Annotated in this window: 1 protein-coding gene; it reads left to right on the plus strand. The window is 58.9% G+C overall.

Annotated features, from left to right (window positions below; all coding sequences use genetic code 11):
- Positions 1-248, plus strand: a 248-nt coding sequence (locus tag QP437_RS10255) for a topoisomerase DNA-binding C4 zinc finger domain-containing protein (protein ID WP_285267764.1), incomplete at both ends; no start/stop codon positions are given.

Raw genomic sequence — 248 nt, forward strand, 5'->3', positions numbered from 1 at the left:
GTGCTGACCAGCATCGACTGCCCGACCTGCGGGCGTAAAATGGGCATTCGTACCGCCAGTACCGGGGTATTCCTCGGCTGCTCTGGCTACGCGCTGTCGCCGAAAGAGCGTTGCAAAACCACCATTAACCTGGTGCCGGAAAACGAAGTGCTGAACGTGCTGGAAGGCGAAGATGCTGAAACCAACGCGCTGCGCGCAAAACGTCGTTGCCCGAAATGCGGCACGGCGATGGACAGCTATCTCATCGA

Source organism: Haemophilus sp. UMB1048 (assembly GCF_030218125.1).
Classification (GTDB): Bacteria; Pseudomonadota; Gammaproteobacteria; order Enterobacterales; family Pasteurellaceae; genus Haemophilus_D.